Below are 17,861 nucleotides of genomic sequence, written 5' to 3' on the forward strand. Positions count from 1 at the left end.
TAGCTTTGCGACAAATTATTTGCATTCTGCACCTTTTCTGTTCCGCGTTCTGCGGGTTCTTCATTGCTATCGGTGCTTGGTTTATTTTCCGTCACCAAAGCCGCGAAAAGGTCAGGAATCTGGTGGCATTTGTATTGCCGGATTTTGAAGAAGTTGTTCTAGCGTACTGCGCGCAGCGCGGCTCTCCTCCAGTGCCTGGTCTGCCCGACCCAGTGGACCCAAATCAAGATCATCAATGGTTGGTCGCGCTTGAACCAGCGTCGTGACAGGACCAAAGTCAGGTGCGTCATCGGGGATTAAATCACGCCATTCATCTGAAAGCCATGCTGCTTGTGCCGCCTGCTCAATAGCATCATTTGCGGCAAACAGTTCGGACGCTTCTCGATAGGAGCCAGCCATTTCTTTTGCTTGCGCCAATAAAAGCGCAGCCTGAGGATCATCGATACCAATTAGAGCAGCCTGCGCTTGAAAAGGCTGCCGTAATCCCAAAGCGGCCCGTGCGGCGAGGATTTGACGTGCTGGAGTACGGGGCCTATCGGGGACTGTTTCCAGCATTTGTTGTACTTGTGCCGCGAAACCTAAATCCATCATGCGAGATGCAAGCAGTAGCTTTGTTTGCTTTGGCAAGGCGGCAATCGTAGCGTCGGATTGAGCGAAAACATGCTCCAGAAACTGGAAGTCCCCTGCCTTTTTTCCCAGCTGGCCGAGAAGTACTTTTGTGAGATCGGTTGTGGCTTGGGGGGAAAGTGAGGGGGACAGATCACTAAGCGATTCAAACGCTTCAGTGAAACGCTCGGATTGTCCAAGCGCGATGACTTGAGTTTGGCGTAGCGTATTGCCTAATGGCGTCCCGCGCAGTTCTTGGACGTATGCTTCGACCAATGTCGCTGTTTCATTCGAAAGAGGTTCGTCACGCGCCAATTTTCCTCTGACAAGTTTGACCAATGCATCGGGAGACTGTGTGGTGTTTGTGTCGATCACCTCTTCCAAAAAAGCCTCAGCGGGTTCACCAGCGTCAATTGCCAGTTCCGCCTGCGCCATGACGCCATCAGGCGTCAGTGGATCGGGTAAACGCTCAACACTGCGCATGGCTGCTGCCGCCGCTTCTGAATCACCATATTGCAATAGGCGGTCGCTGAGCGCGGGTGCAATTATCTGCCTTAGATGTTTTGGCATTTTGTTCAACGCCCGCAGCGCCGCGTTGGTATCGATTACAGCGTCGCTTGGAACTTTTTGAAAACTAAGGCTCGCCCAGAGCGCAATATCGCTCTCGCAATCAGCATATTGCCCAAGCGTGTTGCGCCCAGTAACTGCACCTTTTTCCAGAATTTGGGCAATGACGGCCAGCTCAGGATGATCTTTTTCCAATGTCGGATTCAGTCGAAGAATAGCATGGGCTTCAGCGCCAAATCCGAAGTAAATATAAAGTTGTGCCAGCTTTTTTGCGGCTGACAGATCGAGTTTGTCTCGCGCATCCATCAATGCATTGCGCGCCGGCCCAATCTGCGAAGAAAAGCTCTCTTCCTCGCCCCATATGTGCACAGAAAGAAGATCGCTTTGCGGACATACTGTACCTGCGGTTGTTGCGTCGACACGTGACGTCGACGTTGCGTTGGGAAAATCGAGACTACTGGTCACGCGCATGTTTTGCGTTGGGGTTTCGATGATTTCGGGAAGGGATTGCGGCTGTAGCGTTGATGACTCACTGTTATTTCGCGATGTTACCGCAGACGGTTCTGGTGCACGGTAGCTATTTTCCAGAAGTCCTGCGCTTGCCGCACTGGCAACCTCTTTGATCAAGGCATTTTTCGTTTCCATAAGCAGGTCGGAACGGCTTGCCTCTTTCGGGTCAGCTGTGGTTTGCGCCGCTGATTCCTTATCTGATGCCGAAACCGCAAAAGGAGAATTACCTCCGATCCACGGGAGCGCTATACCAGTAGTCGCCCTGGTTCTTGAACGTGGCTCTTGCAGCGGCTTTTGCAGCGCAGGTGCTGCCAGCGCTGTTCCTGCATCGGCAACATCAATCACCAGCAGTTGGCCACTGCGAAATGCGGTGGCGTCACAATTACAGACCAGTTTTAGAGTTAGGACACCCCCATTAGCGGTCATCCCCGAGATCCGATTCCGCTGCATTCTGACGAAGACATCGGCGGTGTTAAAACTGCCCGTGAAACCGGGAAGGGTCAGCACAACACCTTGCGACGTCTGCTTTGCTTCCCACGATTGAGAAGTCGGTACGGGAATCGCAAGCCGACTGAATGTAGGGTGGTCACCTGACCGAATGGGCAGCTGTTGTGCCTGCGCCGTGACTGCAGACATCGCCAGCATGAGCGACATGATCCAAGTAAACTTCATGCCGCGTTCTGCTTGAGCGCTTTCAGCGCTTCTTCCAGGTCCCCATAGCTGGGGCGGCAATGGGATGGCGTGTTCTGACGTCCTACCTCTATGCAGATATTTGTTGCGTGATTGTGCAAGTTTGCAACCAGCACTTCGCGGATCAGTTGGTAAAAGTTCGCCTCGTCCTTTGTGACATCACTGACTTTTGCAGCAAACGGACCGACGAAACCGTAGGCAAGAAAAACGCCAAGGAATGTGCCGACAAGCGCGCCACCAATCAATTTGCCGAGTACTTCTGGCGGCTGGTCAATCTGGCCCATTGTTTTGATGATCCCTAGAACAGCCGCAACAATGCCAAGAGCGGGCAGACCATCTGCGATAACCTGAAGAGCATGGCTTGAGTGCATCGCATGCTCACGGTTCGCGTCCATGCGTTTGTCCAGCACCTCTTCTACCTGATGCGGATCATCATAGTTCATAGAGGCCGAACGCATGGTGTCGCATATCAAAGCAATTGCTTCTTTATCCTTCAGGATCTTGGGATAGCGCGTGAAGATCGAGGACCCCTCGGGGTTTTCAATATGCTCTTCCACGGCGACAGGGTTTTGGCGCGCGAGGCGGATCAATTCGAACAGCATGCAAAGCAGATCTTGATAGTCCGAGTGCTTCCACTTCGGCCCTTTGAACACCTTTGCCATATCTTTGAGGGTATGTTTGATCGCCGACCCGTCATTGCTGATGAAGAAAGCACCGGCTGCTGCGCCGCAAATCATCATCATCTCGAAAGGCAACGCTTTGAGGATAATCCCCATCTTGCCCCCAGCGAGCAGATAGCCGCCAAAAACCATGACCATAATAGTGATAATGCCAATTATACCGAACATGTCAGTCCCCAATTACCTATTTGTGGCAGTCTCGCAGGTGCTGGTTAAAGAACCCTCTGCAGCGCTTTATGTTTTTGGTGCAGTCGCGTTTCTACCCGCTAGAATGACACTGATTGAGTATGCAACCTGCGGCGAAAGCCCCGCCATAACTTGAGCGGCAACATCGGGCCGCATACGCCCTAGAAAACCAGCAGCAAAATTTGGCTCCATCTCTTCGAACAAGGCGGCGGCGTCTTTAGGTTTCATGCTTTCGTAGACAGAGGTCAGTCGGAGAATATCTTTTTCAGAGGCTTCATCCGCAAGGGAAAGTGTTGCCCGAAGCGCCTGTTCAGTTTCGGTAAGTGATTGCAGGCGTTTTTGTATTTCCTCGTCTGCGACGGTCAATGCTCGCATACGCATCTCTAATTGCTTCTCACGTTCTAGAACCTGCGCTTCACGCTCGGTCAGCGCGTGGATCAGTCCTGAAATCTCGCCCGTGCTTGATATTGCAGCACTGGCCAAGGGACCATCTTCCGTTGGTGAAGCAGCCACCGGTTTATCTGAATTATCTTCAGTGGGTTTTGGTACGGCGGCCATTGGTGTTGTCGGCAGCTGCGATTCTTGTGCAAGCGCACTGCTTGCGCTGGTTATAACCCGCAAGGATGCAGAGCCGAGCAGCAAAGCGGCTATTATCATGACAGAGCCGCGACCCGCAGGTGCAACCATCTTTCTGAATGCGGAGAGAATCATGCTGCGTCTCCTGTAGTGGCGGCTGCTGCACGACGTGCAAACAAGGGGGCAGCAGGACTTGGCGGTGCTGCCGCAGGTGCTGGCTCGGCAACTGGTGGGGGCGGAGGTGCTTCGGCTGCGGGCTGTGTAGGAATGTCGTGTAATGACGCCATTTGCAGCTCCAGTCTGCGGGACATATCTTCGGCCCGTTTTGTCAAGTCAGTCAGCGTCTGGGCAGAGCCAGCCGCCGTCTGTTGCGCCGCTGCCAAAGTGCGGTTCAGATCGTCGACCTGCGCGGAAAGAACCGCCACAGCACCGCCCACACCTTTTTCCAGATCGTTGAAACGGTTCAGGCGACGGCCCAGCACAAAGCAGTAAACCCCCGCTCCAATCGCGCCTGCGGCCAATAAAATATCAGCAATCAAGTCCATCACGTGCTCCTTAAGTCAGTACAAATTCCATGATCAAAAAATCGTTGACCCGATCCTGGCCTGTCACGACCTGAACGCGGCGCAGCATCTGTGCGCGCAGTCGTGTCAGGGCCGCCTGATCTTCCAGATCAGCGATTTCCAATGCGCCCAGATAGCTGTTGAGAACATCAACAACCCGCGGGAGCAGTTTTGTCACATCTTCTTCATAGCTTTTCGGGACCTCCAATTGCGCACGGAAGCGAAGCAACCGCCGCTCGGGCTGCGAATCGACAGAAATGACCATTGGCTCTACCTCGACGAACGCGATATCGCCAAAGGGGTCCGCCACTTCCTTTTTTTCTTCGGCCACCTTTTTTTCGCCATCGCCGCCGAGAATCATCCCTGACCATGTGGCATAAAACCCGCCACCCCCACCGGCCAAAGCCAGCACGAGCCCAAGGATCATAGGCATTTTCGACTTTTTGGGTGTCTCCCCCTCGGGGGCGGTATCTTCTTCTGCCATGGTGTCTCCAACCTCTGCTATGCCAAACGATATAGACGCGATTGCACTAACGGGTTGTTAAGCTCGTTCGGTCATTTGTCATCGTTGAAGCCAGACAGAACGTCTGGTGTGACGGAGGCAATTGTGCAGCAATACCTGAATGTCTGGATGAAGCTTGGACTCAAGCGACAACTGATCGTAATCGCCGCAACAGGCGCGATGTTTTTTGCGATTCTTGCAATGGCGCGGATGACGACCGCTCCCAGTATGACGCTGCTCTACGCAGGGTTGGAGAGTAGCGCCGCCGGTGATGTTGTCCGCTCGCTAGAGCAAAGGGGCGTGGTGTTTGACGTACGCGGCGGGTCCATTTTTGTGGATAGCAAGCAGCGTGACCAGCTGCGGCTGACCTTGGCGAGTGAGGGACTGCCTGCCAACGGAAACAGGGGATACGAGTTGCTGGATCAGCTGACTGGATTCGGCACAACCAGTCAAATGTTCGATGCCGCCTATTGGCGCGCAAAAGAAGGAGAGCTGGCACGAACCATTGTGGCAAGCCCTGCTATTGCAATGGCACGGGTCCACATCGCCAGCACGGGGTCCAATCCGTTCCAACGCGGCGTCACGCCCAAAGCGTCTGTATCACTTACTCCGAATGGGGGCGGCATTTCGCCTGCACAGGGTAAAGCTGTGCGTTTCCTTGTAGCTTCCGCGGTTGCGGGTCTTGCGCCAGAGGATGTTGCTGTGATCGATGCCAACGGCTCTCTCATTGGTGCGACTGAGGATGCGACCCCGGCAGTCGGGGGGGATGATAAATCAAAAACACTCAAGGACCGGGTACAACGGCTGCTGGAGGCGCGTGTTGGGTTTGGGAATGCCATCGTTGAAGTGAGCGTTGATACTGTGACTGAAAGCGAATCGGTTCGCGAGCGCAGCTTTGATCCCGAAGGCCGTGTCGCCATTAGCAGTGATACCGAAGAACGCACAAACACTGCCGAGGGCACGGGTGGTGGTGATGTTACCGTTGCCAGTAATCTGCCTGACCAAGATGGTGCAGGCGGGGATAAATCATCCTCCCAGAACTCCGAGACGCGCGAGCGGATCAATTACGAAGTGTCCGAAACCGAGCGTGAGATTATTCGTGCACCCGGGGCGGTCAAACGATTGTCTGTCGCGGTACTCGTAAACGAGACAACGGTTTTGAATGACGTGGGTGAGCCTGTATCACAGCCCCGCGACCCCGCCGAAATGGACGCGCTGCGAGAGCTTGTGTCGTCTGCTGTTGGCTTTAACGCAGAGCGTGGAGACATTATCACGTTGAAATCAATGGCATTACAGAGTGTAGCACCTTCTGGAACCGAGGCGAGCACGTCGCTGATGAGCCAGTTTGACCTTGATCTGCTGTCCGCCATTCAAATGTTGGTGTTGGCGGTCGTGACCCTAATTTTGGGCTTGTTTGTGATCCGCCCTGTATTGACGCGCCAACCGACGGAAGTGCCTGCATTGGCCGCACCTGAAACCGCATTTGCCAGCGCCCCGGATCAGGCTGTGGGGCAACAACAAGGCCAGTTGCCCGCAGTATTCGAAGCGGAAGACATGGGGGGCGGTCAATCTGTCGGGAGCTTTAATTCATCCGGCAACCTGCCTGATGTAACAACATCAGAAGATCCTGTAGACCGCCTGCGCAATATGATCGGTGAGCGTCAGGAAGAGACTGTAGAAATCTTGCGCGGCTGGCTTGAAGATAAGGAGGAAAAAGTATGACCTCTATTGCCCACCGCTATGCAGACTTTGGTCCGCTAGACCAAAACGGACAAATGGCTGACCCTGTCCCGCTGGAGCGGGTGGAGGATCAGAAACTGGCCGCGTTTGAAGAGGGGTATCAAGCGGGCTGGACGGACGCTGAAAAGAATCATGCCGCCGAACAAAAGAACATCGGAGAGGAGTTCTTGCACACGCTGCGCGATCTTTCCTTCACCTACCAAGAGGCGCTATCGCGTCTAAATCGTGGTCTCAAACCAATGTTCGAGCAGATGATGACAACTCTGCTGCCCCAAACGGCCAGTGCTGCATTGCGGGCTCATGTGATTGAGCAGTTGGTACAGCTTGCCGCCACCCAGACCGAGGCCAAGATCGTTCTGCGGGTTTCAGAAAGCAATGTTCACATGCTTGAGGATTTGCTGGAAGGGGTCGAGCTGAAGGTACCCGTATCGCTGACCGCTGATTCTTCGCTGAGCCCACACCAACTGTTTGTGACACTCGACACGTTAGAGCGTGAAATAAACCTCGACGGGGTTTGTCAGGAAATCACAAAAGCGATGAATGCATTTAACTTCCACAGCCAGACGGAGCACCCTGATGCCTGATCAAACCACCCTTGCAACCGATAGCTCAAACCCGTTCACCTCTGTCCCGATCGAAGTGACGGTCTGCGTTGGGAAAGCACGTCCCTTGGTGCGTGATCTGGTGATGTTGGGCGAGAATGCTGTTCTGACGCTCGACCGGCGCGTGGATGACCCCGTGGAACTCTACGTCGGCGATCGGTTAATCGCACGGGGGACACTAGAGGAGGCAGAGGGTGATGCCAGCGGTCAGCTGATGGTGCGCCTGACCGAAGTTGTCGATATGCAAAAGGGCATCTGATGCGGCATTTCCTGCCGTTCTGCCTCATAGCGGTTCTGCTGCTCTTGCCCCAAGGGGCAAGCGCCCAAGACCTGTCGATCTCTCTGGGTGACGAGGGGTCGATTTCTGCACGGACAGTCCAGCTTTTTGCGCTGATCACTGTGCTCAGCCTTGCACCCGGGCTTGCGATTATGGTGACGTGCTTTCCGTTCCTCGTGACGGTTCTGTCGATCTTGCGCCAGGCTATCGGGCTGCAACAATCACCGCCCAATATGCTGATTGTTAGTCTCGCATTATTCCTGACCTATTTCATTATGGAGCCTGTCTTTAGCGCTGCTTGGATCAACGGGATTGGGCCGCTGACCCGCGAAGAAATCGATGTAGAACAAGCGTTTTTGCGCACTTTAGAGCCTTTTCGTATCTTTATGGCCGCACGTCTGGATCCTGATACTTTCTTTGCGATGGCGGAACTTAGACCGGATACAATAGCGGCAGAGCCTACGCCGGATGCGCCCCTGTCTATATTGGTGCCCAGTTTTATGCTGTCAGAAATTTCGCGTGCGTTTCAAATCGGGTTTCTGATCTATTTGCCTTTCCTGATCATCGACCTCGTTGTGGCTGCCATCTTGATGTCGATGGGTATGATGATGGTCCCACCAGCGGTTGTTTCGCTTCCATTCAAGCTTGCCTTTTTTGTAGTGGCGGACGGTTGGGCACTCATCGCCGGCAGCTTGGTGCGGAGCTATTTTTAAGTAAACACGCCAATAACACTTCATTCATTTTCTGCATTTTGCTGCGTGGCATTAACCGCCCGCTTACTGCGTTGTTTTACCACAGTCCTATGTTGTCAGGGGTGGCATCGTTATCGGAGTGGGTTGATGGAGCGTGGATTGAAGCCGCCTTTGCAGGCGATTGCCGGCTTGAGTCGTGATGGTTTGGGTACAGTGTTCAGGCTTGGTACGCGGTATCCTGATATTTTGATCGTACCTTGGCTTTTTGATGCACCGATGCTTCTGATCTACCTGATGGCGCGCGTTGGTTCGCTTTGCATCCCCTTTGTGCTGGGTCTGGTGGACAAACGAGCGGTGCAACAGCTCAGCGATTTCTCCAAGCGGGAAATACAGGTAGCATTTCAGGCAGCTGCGGCCCGCATTAATCTTGGCTACCTTATGATCTGTGGGGCGCTTGCGCTGCTTGTATTCGGTGTTGTGCCGCGGATTGCAGCAGCAATCGGCGTAACTGACCCTACGTTGCCAGATGTCTTGTTTTGGTTGGTTCTGGGGCAATCTGCACCCGTGCTGTTCGGCGCAACAGGTCTGTTGATGCGCGTTGTGGAGCGTGGTGCATTTTATGATGTGCTGTTGGGCGTGACGGCGGGCCTGTTTGTGCTCGGAATCGCCATACTGGATCTGCGCGAGGCATTGTTTGTGGCGCAAGCGTTTGCGGCAGCACAGCTTACGCTGGCTGCCATCTGCGCCTTGTTGCTAACCCAGTGTGGAATATGGCCTGGCTTAACTGCGCTGTTCCACAAAGAGATCAAGCTGTTTTGAAGTAGTTATCGCACAACAAACTCGGCATGAAGTGCGCCAGCAGCTTTGATACTTTTGAGAATATCAATCATGTCCCGTGGCGATACGCCAAGTGCATTCAGGCCTGCGATCACTTCCGATAAAGAAGCGCCTGATGGTATTTCAGCCAGACCGATACCGGGCTCTTCCTCTATCGCAGCCCTTGTGCGCGGGACGACGACAGTCTGGCCCGGCGTAAAGGGGTTTGGTTGAGCGACAAGCGGCTCTTCTTGTATTCGAAGTGTCAGGTTGCCTTGGCTGACTGCAACGCGTGAAATGCGCACATCTTCCCCCATTACAATCGTGCCAGAGCGCTGGTCAACGACGACACGCGCCTTGCGCTCAGGCTCAACTTCGATGTTTTCGATCCGCCCTAAAGCATGCGCGACCGAACGCATGCGCGTTGCAGGTACATTTAACATGACTGTCCCACTATCGAGCATGACAGCAACGCCGCGCCCGAAGTTTTTATTGATTGCCTGTTCGATCCGCCCCGCAGTCGTGAAATCAGCCTCACGCAAGGCGAGCCGCAAATCGCTGAGCGAGCTAAGCTGGAACTCGATCTCGCGTTCGACCCGCGCACCTGAGGGAATTGTACCAGAGGTTGGAACACCTTGCGTGACTTGTCCCCCATCCCCTTCGGCTGTGGCCCCGCCTGCGATGATCGTACCCTGTGCGACGGCATAAATTTCACCGTCTGCCGCATTCATCGGTGTCATGATGAGTGTACCACCCAAAAGACTACTGGCATCGCCGATTGCGGAAACCGTAACGTCAATCTGGCCGCCCGCCCGCGCAAACGGGGGGAGTGTTGACGTGACAAGAACAGCGGCCACATTTTTGGGCCGGAATTGCTCACCCGTCACATTGACCCCGAGGCGTTCGAGGATGTTTGTCATGATATCTTCGGTAAAGGGCGCATTTCGCAGGCCGTCACCAGATCCGTCAAGGCCAACGACCAAGCCGTACCCGACCAGATCGTTGCCGCGCACGCCGTCAAAATCCACGAGGTCTTTGATCCGTACCGGACTGGCATCAGCGGGTGCTATTCCGCCGAGAAGCAGACACAAACAAAGGCAAACATGCGCCAGACCCCTCACAGGTAATTCACCAGCGAGAGTTGCGACATGCGCGATGTGATGGCGTACAGGCTTTGCAATTGAAATTGGACTTGCTCCAGTTCTGTGGCGGTTTGAAATGGGTCGGCAGACAGAAGGTCACTGCGCGCAAGCTCTAGCGAGGTGCGTTCTGACTCTTGGCGAACCTTGATTGCTTCGACTCTACTTTCGGAAAAACCTACCTTGGCTTGCAGTTGAATGAGGCCTTCTTCTGCGCCAAGAATTGGATCGGTTACCTTCTGAAATAGCTCGTTTTGCTGTGTCTGGGTTAGGCCTAAACCGGGATCGGATGCGATTGCGACAACAGCAAGATTGCGCAATGTGTCACGAAACACAGGATCGTCTGCACGCAGGTCAAATGTGGCATTGTCGTCGTCCGACAAGGCAATCGGCGCGAGTGATGAGGTCGATCCTTGGTAGCCGATACTGGAAAACCCAGCGGGGTCATTGAACCATGAATCAGCCGCAGCCAGAATATCATCAACGCTGCCTGCCCCCGTCACAGCGGTGGTGAGCGCGGCCAGAATGTCTGCTGGCGGGGCAAGTGGGGCGGAATCTGTCGCGGTACCACCCAAAATGGTGCGGCCGCCAACAGATGTATTCATTGCATTAACCACACTTGTGAAAGTCTCGTTTGCTTCTGAAAGGATGCGGGTTGATGTCTCCCCCAATGCAGAATTTGAAGATGTTAGAAGTGTGTTGCGGAATGACGTACCGAGCGCGCCAATTTGACTGAGAACTGTTTGGACGCCTCCGGCGAATTGGCCTGCTTCGCGTGCGGCTAGCCCGAAACCGTCGAGTTTGGTCAAGCTACGCTCAAGATCGTTGATATAGGCTGTATTGCCACCGACCGCTTGGCGCACATCTGCGAGCTTACCAGAAGAGATTTCTAGCGTGAGGCGCTGGATGTCTTGTTTGAGTGCCGCATTGCGGGACTGCATTGAATAGGATTGGGCCAGATCACCCGTTGAGCCAATGAACATAATTATAACCTCGTCAGTGTTTCAAGCATGGCATCCGCGGCTTGTATGACGCGGGCGTTTGCGGCGTAGGCCCGCTCAATCAAAAGCAGATTCTGGAGTTCTTGATCGGTGTCGACACCTTCCGACATTTGTAATCCTGTCAGTTCTGTCAGCCGTGCGGAGGAGAAGGACAAGTCCTGCTCGGCATTACTTCTTGTTGTTGCAAGCGCGCTACTGAAAGATGAAAAAAGGTCTGCTGCGCTGCGTGCACCCGTGCCAAACCCGCCTGATGCGGGTGCGCGAGCTGTGTCCAATGCGGTGCGTAGACTATTGAGCAGGGTGGCGTCACCCGCGGGTCCTGCAACGACCGCGCCCAAGCCATCGCGCAAGCGGGTAACCTCGCCACCTACTTCGGGGTCGACAGCGGCGTTCAGGGATAGCCGGGTGCTAAGTCCAACCTCATTCAAGGGGTCAAATGCAGCTCCAGCATCGGTGAACAAGCCCGGATCGCCAGCCCCGCGTGTTGGATCAACTGCCGGATCAGCAAATCGTTCGACCAGATCACGCGCCAATGCATCAAGCTGGGCTTGGGCTTGCACACTGTAAGTGTCGCGAACCGCAAAATTACCACCAAGACGTCCGCCGCCCAATGCGCTGGTGCGAACGTCTTGTCCATTGAGCGTCAGACCTGAAAGTGTGCCTGCATCAACGGTCTGGAATTCAGTCACAATGTTTTGCTGCTCAAACCCGATTTCAGCGGCTGTGATATCGAGTAACACTGCGCCGCCTTCGGAATAGATGGCCACAGTTCCGTTGTCGCGTGGGACCACATTGATTGGAACGATCGCACCAATCGTGTCTAATACGGCCTGTCGTTGGTCCAGCAAAGCAGGGCTGTCGCCGTTGCGCGATCTGGTTGTATTGATCTGTGCGTTCAACTGTTCGACCTGTTGCAAGGCCGTGTTGAGGGTTTGCACGTCTTGCGCGATTTCAGTGTCGGCACGTGTGCGCATTTCCTGAATATCGCGGGCGGCATTGCCGATGCCGTCGACCAACCACTGGGCATTCGTGACAGTATTGCCCAGACGCTCGACCGCGTCGGGCCGGCTGGCGGCGGTGATCAGGCTTTCCTCAAATGCGGCCAATCGGCCGCCCAACCCACTTGAACCACCTGCAAGTCCTGCAATGTCTTCCAGCTGCCGGAAAAAGCTCACTGCTGCTTGGGTATTTTGTTGTGCGGCATCGGCCAACCTGCGGTCGGCAGCGACACCTTCGTTCATGTGGCGGGTGATCCCGTCGATACGCACACCGCCTGTCGCACCATAGCTGAGTGCGGAGAGCTCTAGCCCCCGTTTGCCATAGGACGGCGTGAGCGCGTTCGAGATGTTGTTCGAGACAATCTCGGAACCTCGTGCGGCGGCGCGCATCCCTGAAATGGCTGCGTTCATTGCTCCGGTAATCGACATGGTATTCCCCCTGATATGGTGAGGGAGGGATCAGCAACCCCTCCCTTAGCAAGCTAGATCAGCGTTTGATGTTGGTGGTTTCCTGCAACATCTCGTCCACGGTCTGAATGACCTTTGCGTTGGACGAATAGGCGCGCTGGGTCTGGATCATCGACGTCAGCTCATTGGCAACATCTGTCGTTGATTCTTCGCGGGCGAAGGCCACGATGTCACCTGTCGGGCCGCCACTGGCGTCCCATAAAAAGAACGATCCGCTATCCACTGATGGCTGATATGTCTGCGCATCGAGTGCAAGCATGCCATTGGGGTTGGGCAGATCGACCAGTGGAACCTGATATATCGTGCGCGTCACACCTGTATCGAATGTTGCATGGACATAGCCATTACCATCTACATTCACGCTGGTCATGTTCCCGACAGGTGAGCCGTCTTTGGTGATTGAAACTGGCGCGAACGTGTCGGACAATTGTGTGAGCGCATCGCTCTGTCCGATAACACCGATGTCAATCTCGATGGGGCCGCCAGCAACATCGACAATCAGATTGCCCGTCGCGTTATCATAGGCCCCGCCTGCAACTGTGGTGACAGCTGCCAACGTGCCACCTGCCACGCGATTGTCCTCAAATGTCAGGATGTACTCGCCGATGACAACAGCTGGATCGACGGAATCGGTCATCGTCATCGTCCACTCATTCGACGAGCCTACGGCAGGTACTGTGGGTGTAAATGTGACATTGACACTCTCTGATGTGCCTAGATTTCCATAGTATTCAACAGCCAGCTGCTGTGGTTCCACAGGTGAGCCTGCAACAGTCGCCGTTGCGGGCAGATTCACACCTAGGGTCATGCGTGTTGTAGGCTCACCCGTGAGTTGGTTTACGTTGATCTGGATCGGTTCCAGACCGTCGTCCGTATCGCGCGAGAATGTCGGGATAGTTCCATCAGGCTGCGCGGGCCAGCCGAGTAGTACAAGACCTGAATTTGTGGTCAGGAAACCTTCCGCGTCGGTCGAGAACGAGCCTGTCGAGGTCAGCAACATATTGGTATCGCCGTTGCCTACATTTAGGTCGGTAACCTTTGCTACGGGCAGCATGCCACGGCCCCGAACTGCCAGATCAGTCGCATTTGAGGTCGCTACCAGTGACCCGCTTAGATCAATCTGGCGGTTCGTACTGGCCCTTACGCCACCAGCGGAATAGTTGCCGCCGTTATTCGAGATCACCATAGATTCGAAATCCGTCTGGACCCGTTTGTATCCATAGGTGGATGAGTTTGCGATGTTGTCCGAGATGCTGGCCAATCGCGTTGCATTGGCCTGAAGCCCTGCAACACCTGCGTTCAGCGAAGATGATATGGTCATAAGACACGCCTTTCTGCTCTGCCGTTTCCGAGTTGTCGGACAACGCATAGCCCGGCACGTTTTAATGCCGGGCTAACAGATAAAATGCGTCCTACTTCTGTGGATCAGCGGGCATCGCGCAGCAAGACGATCTCGATTCGGTCATTGCGCAGTGCCATCGGATCGCGCACCACGGTTTCGCGGTCCGCATGGCCTGTGACGCGCTGGATTCGTTTCGGTGCAATGCTTTGTGCCTCAAGCAACAGACGCATTTGCGTCGCGCGCAATTGAGACATGTTCCAGACAGACGCTTCTTTTATCACCAGCGGCTGCGCGCGCACATGACCGCCTATGGCAATGTCATTCGTCACCGTCTTACTGATCTGTGCAATAAGCGCGGCAAGATCACGCAGCAGCGGCGTCGGATTTGCAGTATCACCCTCGAAGATTTGCAAGGTGTCGCGGGAAAAGACCTCGATTACCAAGCCTTCGTCGGTAATGCGTGTGGTGATGTGCTCCAGAGCATTCTCCATTACCATGGATTCGCCACCGCGACCCTTCAGCGCCTCGTCGATGCTTTTGAAAGCCTCGTTTTGCGCGGCAGTTTCCTCGGACGACGGATCACTGCCTGTGTCGCCGCTTGCCTTATCCTCCGGAGTTGGACGACTGTCAGAAGCACCAGTGCCCTCCTTTGGCTCTGTCATTTCGGAAAAAATACTCTCGCCTGCAAAAGCGCCATTGCCCCCGCCAGACACCCGTACAATCGGGATCGTTGGCGAAAAGTAATCCGCCAGCCCTTTGCGTTGTTGTTCTGTTGTCGCGTTCAGCAGCCACATCAACATAAAAAAAGCCATCATCGCGGTAACGAAATCCGCATAAGCGACTTTCCAGGCACCGCCATGGTGCCCACCGCCTTGAATAACCTTTTTACGTTTAATGATGACTGGCGCGCCGTTGCCTTGCGCACTCATATCCACCACCTCTTTTTCACCCGAGGACATGAATAGCGGGGCAGGCGTTATCAAACTGCTAACGAACGCGGCAGTGGTTAACAGGAGGTAACACTTGCAATCAGCCGCGCGGCGCTGTCCTTTCGAAAGATGGATAGCACGATTACAGACAGTAGTTACTCTTGGACCCGCCTTGCGCTTACCTTGCTGGTGGGCACGGTTATCAATGCAGGGATGTGGGCGATTATCGTTATCATGCCGGCGGTTGAGGCGGAATTTGGCGGTACCCGTGCAATGGCATCGCTGCCCTACACAGCGACGATGATCGGATTCGCTACAGGGAATTATGTAATCGGGCGTGCGGTGGACCGGTTCGGCATTACGCTGTCGCTCATTATTGCGGCCGTTGTAACCGCGCTTGGCTTCGGGTTGGCGACCTTTTCGACATCCTTGGTAATGTTGTCGGTGGCGCAATTGATTGTTGGCTTTGCCTCGGCTGTGGGGTTCGGACCGTTGATTGCCGATATCTCGCACTGGTTTGTGCGCAGACGGGGGATCGCAGTGGCGGTGGCTGCTTCGGGCAACTATTTGTCAGGTGCGATATGGCCAATCGTCTCGGCGGGCCTGCTGGAGAATAGCGGCTGGCGGGCGGTGTATTTTCTGATGGCGGCGGTAACGCTGGCCGTCGTGATTCCGTTGGCGTTTGCCCTGCGCCGCCGCGTTCCAGAAGAGGCCCAAGCAGCGGCAAATCACGCGTCGGCTATTAATGTTCAGTCTGTGGGGCTGTCACCGCGGGCGTTACAATATCTGTTGGGTGCTGCAGGGATCGGGTGTTGCGTCGCGATGTCGATGCCTCAGGTTCATATTGTGGCGCTCTGTGTGGGCTTGGGCTTTGGGCCAGCTGTGGGTGCGCAGATGCTGTCGCTGATGCTGTTGGGCGGCGTCGCATCGCGCATTGTATCAGGCTTGTTGGCTGATCGGCTGGGCGGTGTGCGCACTTTGCTGATTGGATCCTGCCTGCAATGTCTTGCGTTGTTTTTGTATCTGCCCGCAGGCGGTATGGTTTCGCTGTATTTGGTCAGTCTTGTGTTCGGTCTGAGCCAAGGGGGAATTGTGCCGAGCTACGCGTTGATCGTGCGTGAATACATGCCCGCGCGGGAGGCGGGTGCGCGCGTGGGATTCGTTATGATGACGACGATTCTGGGCATGGCGCTGGGCGGTTGGTTGTCGGGCGTCATCTATGACATCAGCGGGTCTTACACACTGGCCTTTGTGAACGGTATCGTGTGGAATGGCGCGAATATCGCCATCATGCTGTGGCTGTTGTCACGTAGCAAACCCCGCACACCTGTGGCGGTTGCTGCCTGAGGCTACCACTTGCGGCGTTTTGCCAGTGCAATCTGTTTTTGTCGCTCTCGAAAGCGCATTTTATCGCCTTCAGTCGTCTCGTTCACGCAATGGTGGCAGCTGACGCCTGCCTCATAGCCTTCACGCTCCTTGTCGGCAGGCAGGATAGGGCGACGGCACCCGTGGCACAGCAAATGCGGCCCGGGTTTCAGGCCGTGTTCTACACTGACACGGTTATCAAAGACAAAGCACGACCCATTCCATGTGCTGTCTTCCTGCGGAACGTCCTCTAGGTATTTCAAAATGCCACCTTTGAGATGATAGACATCCTCCACGCCTTGCCCCAGCAAGAAGTTGGTGGATTTCTCGCACCGGATGCCGCCTGTGCAGAACATGGCGATCTTCTTGTTGTGGAAACGCTCTTTGTTGGCCTCCCACCATGCGGGAAATTCGCCAAAGCTGGTAGTTGCAGGGTCTATTGCGCCCTCAAACGTCCCAATAGCCACTTCATAATCGTTGCGGGTGTCGATGACAGCAACATCATCGCGGTTGATCAGATCGTTCCAGTCCTCAGGCGCCACATAATGGCCTGTACCTGCCAGCGGATCGACGTCGGGCTGACCCATCGTTACGATCTCGCGCTTGATGCGCACTTTCATTCTGCCAAAGGGCGGCACATCCGATTTTGCATACTTATGTTCTAATCCGTCGCAACCAGGCAGCGAACGCAGATGCGCCAGAACCGCATCAACAGCCGCTTGCGACGGGCCAGCAATCGTACCGTTCACTCCTTCGCGCGCCAGCAGCAGGGTGCCTGTGATCCCTTGGGACAGGCACAGATCCAGCAATGGTGGTTTGAGGGCTTCGGGATTATCAAAGCGGGCAAAATGGTAGAGAGCGGCAATTGTATACATGGGACGCCAAATAGGCCGCGCGGGGGCTGTTGTGCAAGGGGCGGGTGCGCTAAAATCAAAATGTCCAAAGGTTTCAAACGAAGGATCAGACCATGCACGCGCTTCTTGTTATCGACGTCCAGAATGATTTTTGTCCGCAAGGCGCACTTGCAGTTGCGGGTGGAGACGAGATCGTTGCTGGCATCAATGCGGTGATGGGGCGGTTTGATGCTGTGGTGTTGACACAAGACTGGCATCCCGCGGGCCATTCGTCATTCGCCTCGTCGCATGCTGGCAATGCGCCCTACGACATGGTCGACATGGCATATGGGCCGCAAGTTCTGTGGCCTGACCATTGTATTCAAGGTACGCGCGGCGCGGCGTTTCATCCCGTGTTAGAGACGGATAGGGCTGATCTGATTGTCCGCAAGGGGTTCAACCCTGCGATTGACAGCTATTCTGCTTTCTTCGAAAACGATCATAAAACGCCCACAGGCCTTGCAGGGTATCTGCGCACACGCGGCGTGCAGGAAGTGACACTTGTTGGTCTCGCGCTGGATTTTTGTGTAAACTATTCGGCTGTGGATGCAGCCCAAGCCGGATTCAAAGTGCATGTGCGGCGCGATCTGTGCCGCGCCATTGATCTGAACGGTTCGCTCGCCGAGGCGGAAAAAGCTATGACCGGGGCGGGCGTTACCTTTGACTAACCGCTTGCCCCGCTACAGCGCATAGGCCACAAATTAACGGCCCAACGGAGC

The 17,861-nt window shown here is 54.9% G+C and carries 18 protein-coding genes; 7 read left to right on the top strand and 11 right to left on the bottom strand.

All coding sequences use genetic code 11. The annotated features are described in order from the left end of the window. Window positions 1-111 precede the first annotated feature (111 nt). The 5 genes from Q0903_RS06920 to Q0903_RS06940 all read right to left on the bottom strand — a co-directional run bounded on the left by Q0903_RS06920 (window position 112) and on the right by Q0903_RS06940 (window position 4,862). Window positions 112-2,355: a hypothetical protein gene (locus Q0903_RS06920; protein WP_299414018.1), complete on the bottom strand. Its 2,244-nt coding sequence runs from the start codon at window positions 2,353-2,355 to the stop codon at window positions 112-114. After that, window positions 2,352-3,221 carry a flagellar motor stator protein MotA gene (motA, locus tag Q0903_RS06925; protein WP_299414021.1) on the bottom strand — a complete coding sequence of 290 codons (870 nt, stop codon included), beginning with the start codon at window positions 3,219-3,221 and terminating at the stop codon, window positions 2,352-2,354. The genes Q0903_RS06920 and motA overlap by 4 nt, the downstream gene beginning before the upstream one ends. 66 nt (window positions 3,222-3,287) lie before the next feature. Then, the gene (locus tag Q0903_RS06930; RefSeq protein ID WP_299026919.1) at window positions 3,288-3,950 is read right to left on the bottom strand and encodes a hypothetical protein; all 663 of its coding nucleotides are present in this window, start codon (window positions 3,948-3,950) and stop codon (window positions 3,288-3,290) included. Then, entirely contained in the window at window positions 3,947-4,360 is a 414-nt protein-coding gene (locus tag Q0903_RS06935; protein ID WP_299414025.1) for a hypothetical protein, read from the bottom strand. The genes Q0903_RS06930 and Q0903_RS06935 overlap by 4 nt, the downstream gene beginning before the upstream one ends. Before the next feature lie 10 nt (window positions 4,361-4,370). Continuing rightward, on the bottom strand, window positions 4,371-4,862 hold the full coding sequence (locus tag Q0903_RS06940; RefSeq protein ID WP_299414027.1) for a flagellar basal body-associated FliL family protein: 492 nt from the start codon (window positions 4,860-4,862) through the stop codon (window positions 4,371-4,373). 123 nt (window positions 4,863-4,985) lie between these two features. On the opposite strand from Q0903_RS06940, the gene fliF reads away from it, so the two are divergent. The 5 genes from fliF to Q0903_RS06965 all read left to right on the top strand — a co-directional run bounded on the left by fliF (window position 4,986) and on the right by Q0903_RS06965 (window position 9,010). After that, window positions 4,986-6,602 carry a flagellar basal-body MS-ring/collar protein FliF gene (gene fliF / locus Q0903_RS06945; protein WP_299414029.1) on the top strand — a complete coding sequence of 539 codons (1,617 nt, stop codon included), beginning with the start codon at window positions 4,986-4,988 and terminating at the stop codon, window positions 6,600-6,602. Further along, a complete protein-coding gene (locus Q0903_RS06950; protein WP_299414031.1) occupies window positions 6,599-7,204 on the top strand; it encodes a hypothetical protein in 606 nt (201 codons plus the stop codon). The genes fliF and Q0903_RS06950 overlap by 4 nt, the downstream gene beginning before the upstream one ends. After that, the gene (locus Q0903_RS06955) at window positions 7,197-7,481 is read left to right on the top strand and encodes a FliM/FliN family flagellar motor C-terminal domain-containing protein (protein WP_299414034.1); all 285 of its coding nucleotides are present in this window, start codon (window positions 7,197-7,199) and stop codon (window positions 7,479-7,481) included. The genes Q0903_RS06950 and Q0903_RS06955 overlap by 8 nt, the downstream gene beginning before the upstream one ends. After that, entirely contained in the window at window positions 7,481-8,212 is a 732-nt protein-coding gene (gene fliP, locus Q0903_RS06960; protein WP_299414036.1) for a flagellar type III secretion system pore protein FliP, read from the top strand. The genes Q0903_RS06955 and fliP overlap by 1 nt, the downstream gene beginning before the upstream one ends. A gap of 126 nt (window positions 8,213-8,338) precedes the next feature. Further along, entirely contained in the window at window positions 8,339-9,010 is a 672-nt protein-coding gene (locus tag Q0903_RS06965; protein ID WP_299414039.1) for a hypothetical protein, read from the top strand. A gap of 5 nt (window positions 9,011-9,015) precedes the next feature. Here the strand turns inward: Q0903_RS06965 and Q0903_RS06970 are convergent, their stop codons facing one another. From Q0903_RS06970 to Q0903_RS06990, 5 genes are all read right to left on the bottom strand, one after another. Then, on the bottom strand, window positions 9,016-10,098 hold the full coding sequence (locus Q0903_RS06970) for a flagellar basal body P-ring protein FlgI (protein WP_299414042.1): 1,083 nt from the start codon (window positions 10,096-10,098) through the stop codon (window positions 9,016-9,018). Between the two features lie 26 nt (window positions 10,099-10,124). Next, window positions 10,125-11,129, bottom strand: a complete 1,005-nt coding sequence (locus Q0903_RS06975; protein ID WP_299414045.1) for a flagellin — start codon at window positions 11,127-11,129, stop codon at window positions 10,125-10,127. Between the two features lie 2 nt (window positions 11,130-11,131). Beyond that, window positions 11,132-12,574 carry a flagellar hook-associated protein FlgK gene (gene flgK / locus Q0903_RS06980; RefSeq protein ID WP_299414047.1) on the bottom strand — a complete coding sequence of 481 codons (1,443 nt, stop codon included), beginning with the start codon at window positions 12,572-12,574 and terminating at the stop codon, window positions 11,132-11,134. Between the two features lie 58 nt (window positions 12,575-12,632). After that, the gene (locus Q0903_RS06985; RefSeq protein ID WP_299026949.1) at window positions 12,633-13,934 is read right to left on the bottom strand and encodes a flagellar hook-basal body complex protein; all 1,302 of its coding nucleotides are present in this window, start codon (window positions 13,932-13,934) and stop codon (window positions 12,633-12,635) included. Between the two features lie 104 nt (window positions 13,935-14,038). Further along, on the bottom strand, window positions 14,039-14,884 hold the full coding sequence (locus Q0903_RS06990; protein ID WP_299027746.1) for a flagellar motor protein MotB: 846 nt from the start codon (window positions 14,882-14,884) through the stop codon (window positions 14,039-14,041). Window positions 14,885-15,013: 129 nt separating this feature from the next. On the opposite strand from Q0903_RS06990, the gene Q0903_RS06995 reads away from it, so the two are divergent. After that, window positions 15,014-16,231, top strand: a complete 1,218-nt coding sequence (locus tag Q0903_RS06995) for an MFS transporter (RefSeq protein ID WP_299414051.1) — start codon at window positions 15,014-15,016, stop codon at window positions 16,229-16,231. Between the two features lie 2 nt (window positions 16,232-16,233). On the opposite strand, the gene Q0903_RS07000 is transcribed toward Q0903_RS06995, so the two are convergent. Then, on the bottom strand, window positions 16,234-17,124 hold the full coding sequence (locus tag Q0903_RS07000) for a rhodanese-related sulfurtransferase (protein ID WP_299414054.1): 891 nt from the start codon (window positions 17,122-17,124) through the stop codon (window positions 16,234-16,236). 92 nt (window positions 17,125-17,216) lie between these two features. Here Q0903_RS07000 and pncA point away from each other — a divergent pair, with 92 nt between their 5' ends. Further along, window positions 17,217-17,810 carry a bifunctional nicotinamidase/pyrazinamidase gene (gene pncA, locus Q0903_RS07005; protein WP_299414057.1) on the top strand — a complete coding sequence of 198 codons (594 nt, stop codon included), beginning with the start codon at window positions 17,217-17,219 and terminating at the stop codon, window positions 17,808-17,810. The last annotated feature ends 51 nt before the right edge of the window (window positions 17,811-17,861 follow it).

The sequence above is a fragment of the uncultured Sulfitobacter sp. genome, assembly GCF_947502895.1.
Classification (GTDB): Bacteria; Pseudomonadota; Alphaproteobacteria; order Rhodobacterales; family Rhodobacteraceae; genus Sulfitobacter.